We start from the raw sequence: 8,917 nt of genomic DNA on the forward strand, positions 1-8,917 counted from the left end.
TAAAATGAAGAAAGGACAACTAACTGAATAGCTGCCCTTTCCTCTGTCAATCAACAATCCACTCAGCCCAAGAACCAAGCGTATTCACTATCTCCTAATTTGGCACGTTGAATGCCTTGTACGAACTCTGTGCAATTAAGATTCCTCTCCAAAAAGTTATCTATGTAACTTGACTTCACAGAACCATTGAGCAGGTTTAAGAGCTGCCAACCTGTAATGCTGTCTCCTGTACTCTTGAAGTTCACATCAGAAACGAATGCTCTGCAAGCTGCATTAATCTGACTATCTCCCAACAATAGACGAGGTAAGCGTTTCTGTTGGTTGGGTGTAAGAGCTTGATATAATCTCATTCTGCCTATTATCTGACAAAACTCGCTTGTGGAGATTGACATTTGTCCAAGTGTTCTTAACAGGTGCAGGTCTTTGGATGGATTGTAAGCATGGAACAGATTCAATGCTGCTGCATATAGTTCCTGTACGCTTAGGACTTCTATCTTATCCTGTAAACCGTCAGTAGTGAGCATAAGATTACTGCAAACTCTATTCCTAAATCCTATGAAGATTTTAAATCTCTCCACAGATTTCTTACTGTACAGGTTAATCTCGTTATATGCTCTCACTCCACCAATGGATAACGCTAAACGATTACCGTATTCATCATGTACAATGGATGGAATTTCAAAGCAGAAACACATTCTCTGATAGAACAGAGTCTTCTCTTCATCTGTCAGTTCAGAAGCCTTCTTACCTAATGCACTTGGTATTCTTCCATTGATAGGGTGTGAGATTCTAATCTCTGGCATATCAAACTGTTCTCCATGAAAGTAATCCTTAGCTGCATCCACTACTGCACCTATAAAGGATTGGTGACTAATGGTTTCTTCCATTGATGCAAAACTTGGAATGATGCAGTCTTGTTGTAAGTGCTGCAAGGTTACTTCTTGCGTGTTGGCTTCAATGAAATGGTTTACTCTTTTGGGTGCTGCAACTTCTTCCACAATAATTGCTTCTTCTGCAAACTCACCCATGTTTAATGATTCTCTACGCTGTGCCATAGCTGGCATAATTACTAAATCTCTCATAATGAAATTGAATTAAATGGTTATTGATTGAATGGATTTAACAAGAACAAACCTAAAACACAAGTGAATTTCTTCGCTTGCATCTTAGGCTGTTCTATGTCTTTCCCTAAAGATTCTTTCAAAGGGAATGAGGAGCATTAGTAAATTATTGGTAGGCTGTGGCAATAGTACATCGTGCCCCCTCTCAGATTAAAAAGAATGCTTATTTCTGTCAGCAGTCAGACTGCATTGTTAAAGCATTCTTTTTTATTTAAGAGCTATAAGGGGGTGTTTATGTGGGTAGGGGTGTCTCGCTTGTGGTTCTGTTAGATTAATTTTGGATATTATCATTAAAGAATGAATCGTACTTTTCATTACCCATGTTGAGAATGAACAGATTGACTTGTGCCCTTGTTATCGCAGTATATATAAGCTCAACAGATTCAAAATCTTGTATAGAATCACTTTTATGTGGCTCAATGATTAAAAAGACTGTGTGTGATTCCCAGCCCTTAAAGCTGTGTATAGAAGATAGCTTTACAGTTCCTGTTTTTATTGAGAAGTGATTTCTTCTGTATCGTCTGATTGTATTTATCCTCTCTTCAAAGTTGTTTTTAGATTTGGTCTCTAATTCGCTTTTATCATATTCTTCTTTAGTTTCAAATGTAGTGGTTGTATTCTCTTTTAATTGAGTCCTTATAGAGTATTCTATTTCTCTTAAAATATCAGCAGTACCAGATAGAATAGTAATGTCTGCTGGGTTAAGGCAATATTTCTTACAAGTCCCTTTATAGATATTGAATATCCTTTCTGTGCTGGCTTTCGCTCCAATATTGGCATATTTAATATTCCTTTGTTCAAAATCAAGCATAGGGTTATCTAACACAACCATATTGTCAATGGTGTATTTATTCTCTAAGAAATGGTGCTGGAACTTCATCGCTAACTTCCCTATTTCACTTGTGAATCTTTTGGAAGCGTTGAGAGACTTGTTCCAGTTTCCTGCGATTGTTTTAATTATTGGTTCTTTGTTCTCATCTAACGGTCTTCTGTAAATATTTTGCTTCTCATCTCCAAACACAACAAATTCACTATCCTCGTATAAGAAATATTTGGTAATTATTTCCAGCCATTCAGTTTGGTAGTCTTGTACCTCATCTATGAATATAGCTTTGTACTTCTTAATGTGGTTCTTTACAGGCTCAAAGAAATTAATATCTGTATAAGATTTTAATCCTTTTATGGGTAGGTTATAGTTGTTTGCTTCTGATTTAATAAACTGATGATAGTTGGTGATATAGAATTTCTCCCAAGGATAACTCTCTCTTACGTCATTGATTTTGTCGCGAATGTAATTCTTAAGGGATAGATTAAATGTTAGAATTAATATTTCACTATTAGTTCTTAGATATGCATTGACAGCTCTCTTTGCAAGGACAAGAGTTTTACCACTTCCTGCAATCCCTTTTATTTTACGTCTGGGTCTGCTTTCACTTCTAATAAGTTCTGCTTGTGCTTTAGTGTACTTAATATCAATCCCTTCTTCTAATTGATGAAAAGGTGGCTTGAGGTAGCGTTTGAAATTATTGTAAATATCTTCATCAAATAAGAAAGAAGGTTGTTCTATTCTTATCTTGCTGAAATATTCTTCTAAGTTTTGCAGTGTAAGAGAATCATATCCCCAATATTGTATATATTTTATGTCTTTTAAAAATTTGGTCTTATTATCTTCCTTGGATATATTCTCATGTATAAACTTCTCAATATTATCTTGGGACATCTTATGGAAGTAAACAAGTGTATATATAATATTTGAATAGTACCACTTATTCATTTTCTTCTCTAAGAAAGTACTTATGTGTAATGAGACAAGATTCTCTTTATAGTAATTTATTTGAGAGAAAGGTGATTGAACCTTTGTTGAAGTTGAATTATTCCACCAATCCAAATCATCATTAATAGCATAGTCAGTTAAATCCCAATCATTTACAGATATGATTATAGCTCCACATCCCTTTTTAAGAATAACAATATTGGGTCTGTCACCATTTATGAAAGGATGGTAATATATCTCAAACTCCATATTTAGATTCTTTTGTAAAAAGTCTAATAGGATTAGTTCTCCTTCTGTTGCTGGTTGGTGGAGATGCTGGATTGTATAGAAGTCAGGATGAATTTGTGCCATTGAATTGATATATAAGGTTATATTGCAAATATATAACTAATATGCCTTTAAAAGAAAGAACTCTAAATCTTTTTAGTAGTCTGGAGCTTTTATTGCCATATCTTTATAAGATTAAATCTGGCAGTTCTTCCTTGTCTTTTACCTCCTGCTTCCTGCCTACCAACCCATTTGATAATGATTTCATAAGAGCGTGCATATCCTTAACTTCCTCAAAATTATTCTCCTTGTACTTCTTATAAATCATGCACTCCCTTGAAATGGGGTTTCCTCTGCTCTCGTTAAATGCTATCATGTGTTCAAAGTCAGCTTTCACTTCCTCCACATATTTATCTTTGGGTAGGTCTATAAGCAAACCTTTAGCTTTTAATATGATTGAATCTCCAACTTCATCTAACAAGTCCATATCCCTTAGTTGTTCTATGTAGTTAGAAATAGTACCATGTCCCATGTGGATTAGTTCTTTCAGTTTTCTTACAGATAAGGTAATTGTATGACTGTGTGGCTCTGCTGCACTGAATAGTTTGAGTATAAATCCTCTGAGCTTTAAATCCAGTGTACTGTTATATGAATCATAGAACTCTCTGCTGATTCTTCTGTAATGTCCAAAGCTGACAGGAAAGAATATATAATCTGTCCAAGTCCTGTCATTCCTGCCACTGTCCTTATTCTGTATGCTGACTTCCCCTGTGGCTCTTAACTTGTCATTGAATGATTTGGAACTCTTACCACCTTTATAGTTGGCAGGTTTCTCTCCAACGAATGATGTAAGCTGGTCTATCGTGGTGTCAGTGGTCAGCATATATTTGTCTGCTGTCAATAGTAACACGTATGTCCTGTAAACATCAGCACAACCTAACTTCTGAATCAGATTGTTGCTCATTACTGTATATTCCTTGAAAGGTAGCTGCTCGTAACTCATAAGGCAATCGCTCAATATGTTTAATTAAAATGATTTGGTTGGTCTTTAATAAGAATCTCATTTTAGAGGAACTTAATTTGTTTGACTTCCTAAGTTCGCTCAGCTTGTTATAGAAATGATTGTTATAAATCCACATATCATTGATTTTAGTCACTCCCAGCTTACAGATTACCTGTGCGGTGTCCGCAAGGACATTGCATAGGTCTTATTGGAATGTAGCATAGGAGTGTAGAGAGGGGGTGTTTAGACACGCAGTAAAAAGTGAATAAGCACACCTCCCAAATTTGACAATATGAATCTCTCAGTTTCAATTTTTATCTTGTCAGTAAGCCAACTTCTGTAATGCGATATAATAAGTAGTAACCTTTCCATTCTTTTTTCTCCTTGTCTTTAGATAGTTATTAAGATTAGCCCACAATCCAATGTGAACCTTGTTATCTTTTACTCCCTGTTTAAGAGCCTTAACCCTTATCTGTTCATAAGTAAATTCTTCCATTTTAGATATTCTGAATAGTTTGTAGTCCGTCAATCTGTGTGGTGGGATTATCTGTTTGTGGTACTGTAAAGATAGTAATTCCATGAATGAGGAACTAATGATAAGACCACACATTTAGTAATCAGACTTGATGCTATTCAGAATGTCTAAGAACTTGGGGAGAGTAAGTCCACCTGTCACATGGACTTTATTGTTAATTGGTTATGCGGTTTCTACAGGCTTGTTGCTATTCTCATTCATATATTGGAACCATTTCTCAAAATTCTTATAATATTGTTTGGCTTCAGCACTACCGTCTGGTTTCTGATTACTAAACCACACATCTTTGTCAATCATGGCAACTAACTGTTGGATTCGGTTAATCTCTGGTTTGTATTCATTGTAGAACAACTTAAATCCTTTAGCTAATCTTCCATTGTTATATGTGGATTCAGAGATTTTACTGCTCTTGAAAGCCTTTAGAACTTTATCACCTAACTCTTGGGTGGTTGCATTCAACTTTAAAGATTTAGGTAGTCTGTTTATGCCCATTTTAAGGTCTTTGGCGACATTGGCTTTAATTTCTGCTTGTCCTAATGTATAAAAACTATAGATTACGTCAGACTTCAATCCTGTTTCTTGAATTTGTGCTTCAATATAATCAATTCTCTCGTTTCCTGTTTGGAACTTTGATTTGCTAAAGTCTTTATAATTCCAAGGTCTGCCATTGTTGATAGAAGCTGTAAATAATGCTAAACTCATATTCTCTGGCTTCTTAATGGTTTCAGTCATTTCTTCCTCATTAAAATCAAGAAAACCTTCTACCTCCAGTATGAACATGGCTATCATTCTGTGTTGTCCATCTACAGGAGCTTTAGCTGCTACTCTTTCAGTAGCATTTGTAACCTCTTCTGTATTCAGCATCCAGTTGTCTATTGAAAGAGGTTTGGCATTGGACTTAGGTACAATGGAAACTTTTAATAATTTCTCTCCTGTTAAATCCTCGCTGCCAACTAACTTAATCTTACCCATTGCTGCATTGAAGCCATATTTCTCAATCATAGAATAGCACTTCTTTACATTCTCTGCTACGATTTCACGATTGCTGCCATAAAAATAAATAGTCATCATATTTTCTTTGCAGTTTTTAGACTGGTGCGCTCCAGCTTTTGTTAATTTTGATATTGCAAAACTACCTGCTTCTGGGCTGATTAAAAGAGAGAAATTAATGAGTGGCTTTACTTCCCCTCTTAATTGTCAGCTCGTCCGCTATCGTTTTTGACGCTGCAAAGATGGGATATAATGGCAGGATTAAAAGAGAGAAAAAAAGTCCTGCTTTCATGTACCCTCTTAATGGTATGAAGCAGGACTGTGCTAATTATCAGAAGTTTATTAGCAATATATGCTGTTCACAGTATCAATTTTCTTGTCTTTATATTGCTTGATGTAGCCTTTTAAAACATCTTCATCTTCTGAGAATTTATTATGTTTGGATAACTTGGTGAAATAGATAAGCCTTGATATGAGCAATGTCTTACTAAGTGATATGGTGCTTCCTTTCTTTTGTCTGACATTAAACTGCTTATTATATGGAGATAGATTGAAGAAGTCGTTAAACATTTTATAAAATAGGTATATCTGAATGGATTCCTTTTCTTCTGCATGGGTGCTTATGCTGACTTGTTGGCTCTGCATCCAAGGATGTTCCTCTATCTCCTTTAGGTTATTGATGATGGTAGTAGCCAAATAGCCTATTGCATTGGCATTGTCAATTACTATCTGATGCTTGCCCTCTACTTTTACAGAGATAGTGATAGGTTTCTTAAAACTCACTCCAAATTGGTTAATCTCCTTATGGTTGTCAGCTATGGCTTTGGCGAATTTGGTGAGCTGTTCTATTCCAATGCCTGTAGCTTTCATTCCATCCAAGCACGTTCCACAAGTATAGTCAAAGATGAACAGAAGTAGAAACCAGAACTTATCTATATCAATTCCTAAACCTTTTAGTGTATTCTGTATGTCCTCATTGGCTATATAATCTTCGTATGTGAAGTTACCATATAGCTTATTCTGATTGTATCTTCTTATGAATAAGGGTAAGGCGGTTGTGCCATAAATATATTGTTCTCCTGTTTCATGGTCTATATCATAATCTGGTACATAAAGTACTGCTACTTCCTCCATGTATTCAAGTAACTTTATGCCTTTAGGGAAATAAGTTTCTTCAAGTCTTTCAATTGGTCTCATATCTTTGCTTATATGGTTTGGAAGCAAAGATAATTAAAAAGGATGAAGTTATTCCTTTTTAAATGGTCTGAGCCTACCATCCAATCCAGCTTTATGAAGTTGTTCTAAGTATCTTTCTCTATAACTAAGGTCAAGATGCAAGGCTCTTTCTTTTGCAAGGTCTGATTTAAGATATTCTTGTAAAGTCATAGTCTTTGTTTTCCTAATCATTTCTATGCTAAAGTTCTTCATATCACTGGACTTTAAAGTATCATAGTTAGCTGTTATAATTCCTTTTTCATCAATCGTCCAGTTGTCTAATAGGAGAGAAGCCATTGCAATGCTTCTGACTTTCGTAATAGCTATATAGAATTTAATTCCATTAAGGAACTGTACAATATAATATCCCTGCATGGTAGTGACAGGAATATAATTCACTCTCTCCAAATATTTATGATATAGTTCTCCTTGTTCTTCGATGCTAAGGTTTTGAAGCTTCTCTTTACCATTATTATCTTTAATCCTTTCGATGTCTGCCATCTTTTTACTCTGTGACTTTTTATATCTTATAATTTCTTTATCAATAGATTTTATCTTCTCATCTAACTGGTTCTGTTTCTCTTGGATAATGTTTAAAAGGGTAGGGTTGGTGGTTAGTAGAAACTTATTGGCATTATCTTGGCTTTCATTAGATAAGTTCTCTTTATCAAGATATAGGGCAGACAAACGTTTCTCAATTCCAGCTATTTCCTCTTGTAGCTCTGTAACTCTATTGTCTGTTTGGTTCCTAAAGAAGTTGATATATTCTGCTGTGTGCATAGATTTGAAAAGACTATATAATATTTCATTCGTAAGGTCGTAAGAAACTTCATCAATATTATATTTACAGAAGTCTGGATGAGATTTCCTATCAACACAGCTACATCTATATGTTAGTTTTGAAATTCCTGCTGCTGGCTTTTTGTCTTTTACAGTCATGGCTCTCCCACATCTACATCTGATGATTCCTTTTAATGGATTATGATTGACTTTTCCAGTTGGAGTATTTTTATAGTTGTTTTTAATCAGCTCTTGTGCTTTCATAAAATCCTCTTCACTGATAATAGGTTTTATTCTAACCTCGATGGTATAAGGTTCTTCTCTACCTAATCTTTGTGTTCTTCTTCTGATTCCTCTATAAATATCACTATGGATATAGTTGCTTAGAATGGCAACAGTGCTGTAATATCCTCTAAAAGTAATATTCCTTTCATTGAAATATCTGGCTACTGCTCCCAGTGTCTTACCAGAGTTTACTAAAGCGAAGAGTCTTTTTATATTCTCTACTTCTTCTGGTACTTCTTCTAAAATATATTTAGGACGTTTCCCATTGGGGTTAGGAACTGCTTTATATCCATAAGGTATTTTTTGGTCTACAACTGCATAAGGATAAGCTTGGAAGAGAGCTTGCTTCCCATCTTGGTTCTTCTTTTTAATATCCAATCTTTCTTGTGCTGCTGCCCATGCTTTGATAGTGAGGATAAGTATTTCTGTAATGTCTAAAAGTTTATTAGCTTCATAAATTTTACTGGGACTATCTAAGAGTATTACAGATAATCCTTTATTAATAATCTGTTGAATATTGTAAACTGTCTCTGTTACATCTTCTTGCCTGCTCAAACGTGATAACTCAGAAATTACTATCATGTCTGCATCTTTGTAGGTTTTACTTTGTAATTCGATATAACCTTTTCTGTCTGCAACCACACCAGATATTCCAAAGTCCTCAATAATTTCAATTAACTCATAATTGTTGTTCTCACAGAACTCCTTAATCTTTAGCTTTTGTCGAGATAAGTCTTGTTTTGTAGTAGAAACTCGTGCGTATCCTATAATTTTTATCATAATGTAATATATTGATTATGAAGCAAATATAGGTATAAAATTTCACTTGGGCAAGTCTATTTAGTTAAGTGAGTATTCTTGTCAGGTTCCGGCCAATCGGATAGGCTTTTTAGGCAATGGAGGCCCGTTCTCATTGATGCAACTCAAAGTGATTCAGGAAGTAATCA

At 35.0% G+C, this 8,917-nt stretch carries 6 protein-coding genes and 1 pseudogene; 1 reads left to right on the plus strand and 6 read right to left on the minus strand.

The genetic code is table 11. From position 1 onward, the window contains the following. Window positions 1–62: 62 nt before the first annotated feature. The 6 genes from AC5LAX_RS04300 to AC5LAX_RS04325 all read right to left on the minus strand — a co-directional run bounded on the left by AC5LAX_RS04300 (window position 63) and on the right by AC5LAX_RS04325 (window position 8,750). Window positions 63–1,064, minus strand: a complete 1,002-nt coding sequence (locus AC5LAX_RS04300) for a DUF3871 family protein (protein ID WP_493263640.1) — start codon at window positions 1,062–1,064, stop codon at window positions 63–65. 328 nt (window positions 1,065–1,392) lie between these two features. After that, window positions 1,393–3,246, minus strand: coding sequence for an AAA family ATPase (locus AC5LAX_RS04305; RefSeq protein WP_055288670.1), 1,854 nt, complete (start codon window positions 3,244–3,246; stop codon window positions 1,393–1,395). 103 nt (window positions 3,247–3,349) lie between these two features. Then, entirely contained in the window at window positions 3,350–4,165 is an 816-nt protein-coding gene (locus AC5LAX_RS04310; protein WP_055288669.1) for a hypothetical protein, read from the minus strand. Between the two features lie 697 nt (window positions 4,166–4,862). Further along, window positions 4,863–5,771: a hypothetical protein gene (locus AC5LAX_RS04315; protein WP_055288667.1), complete on the minus strand. Its 909-nt coding sequence runs from the start codon at window positions 5,769–5,771 to the stop codon at window positions 4,863–4,865. A gap of 261 nt (window positions 5,772–6,032) precedes the next feature. After that, a complete protein-coding gene (locus tag AC5LAX_RS04320) occupies window positions 6,033–6,887 on the minus strand; it encodes a hypothetical protein (protein WP_081027286.1) in 855 nt (284 codons plus the stop codon). A 48-nt stretch (window positions 6,888–6,935) separates the two neighbouring features. Then, window positions 6,936–8,750, minus strand: a complete 1,815-nt coding sequence (locus AC5LAX_RS04325; RefSeq protein WP_055288666.1) for a recombinase family protein — start codon at window positions 8,748–8,750, stop codon at window positions 6,936–6,938. Window positions 8,751–8,826: 76 nt separating this feature from the next. On the opposite strand from AC5LAX_RS04325, the pseudogene AC5LAX_RS04330 reads away from it, so the two are divergent. After that, window positions 8,827–8,917: pseudogene (locus AC5LAX_RS04330) on the plus strand (DMT family protein); the annotation flags it as partial.

This window comes from Megamonas sp. (assembly GCF_986095205.1).

What these genes read in the sequence shown, in the direction of transcription:
- AC5LAX_RS04300 (WP_493263640.1), bottom strand. Translation starts at nt 1,064, where the DNA reads ATGCCAGCTATGGCACAGCGTAGAGAATCATTAAACATGGGTGAGTTT.
- AC5LAX_RS04305 (WP_055288670.1), bottom strand. Translation starts at nt 3,246, where the DNA reads ATGGCACAAATTCATCCTGACTTCTATACAATCCAGCATCTCCACCAA.
- AC5LAX_RS04310 (WP_055288669.1), bottom strand. Translation starts at nt 4,165, where the DNA reads ATGAGTTACGAGCAGCTACCTTTCAAGGAATATACAGTAATGAGCAAC.
- AC5LAX_RS04315 (WP_055288667.1), bottom strand. Translation starts at nt 5,771, where the DNA reads ATGATGACTATTTATTTTTATGGCAGCAATCGTGAAATCGTAGCAGAG.
- AC5LAX_RS04320 (WP_081027286.1), bottom strand. Translation starts at nt 6,887, where the DNA reads ATGAGACCAATTGAAAGACTTGAAGAAACTTATTTCCCTAAAGGCATA.
- AC5LAX_RS04325 (WP_055288666.1), bottom strand. Translation starts at nt 8,750, where the DNA reads ATGATAAAAATTATAGGATACGCACGAGTTTCTACTACAAAACAAGAC.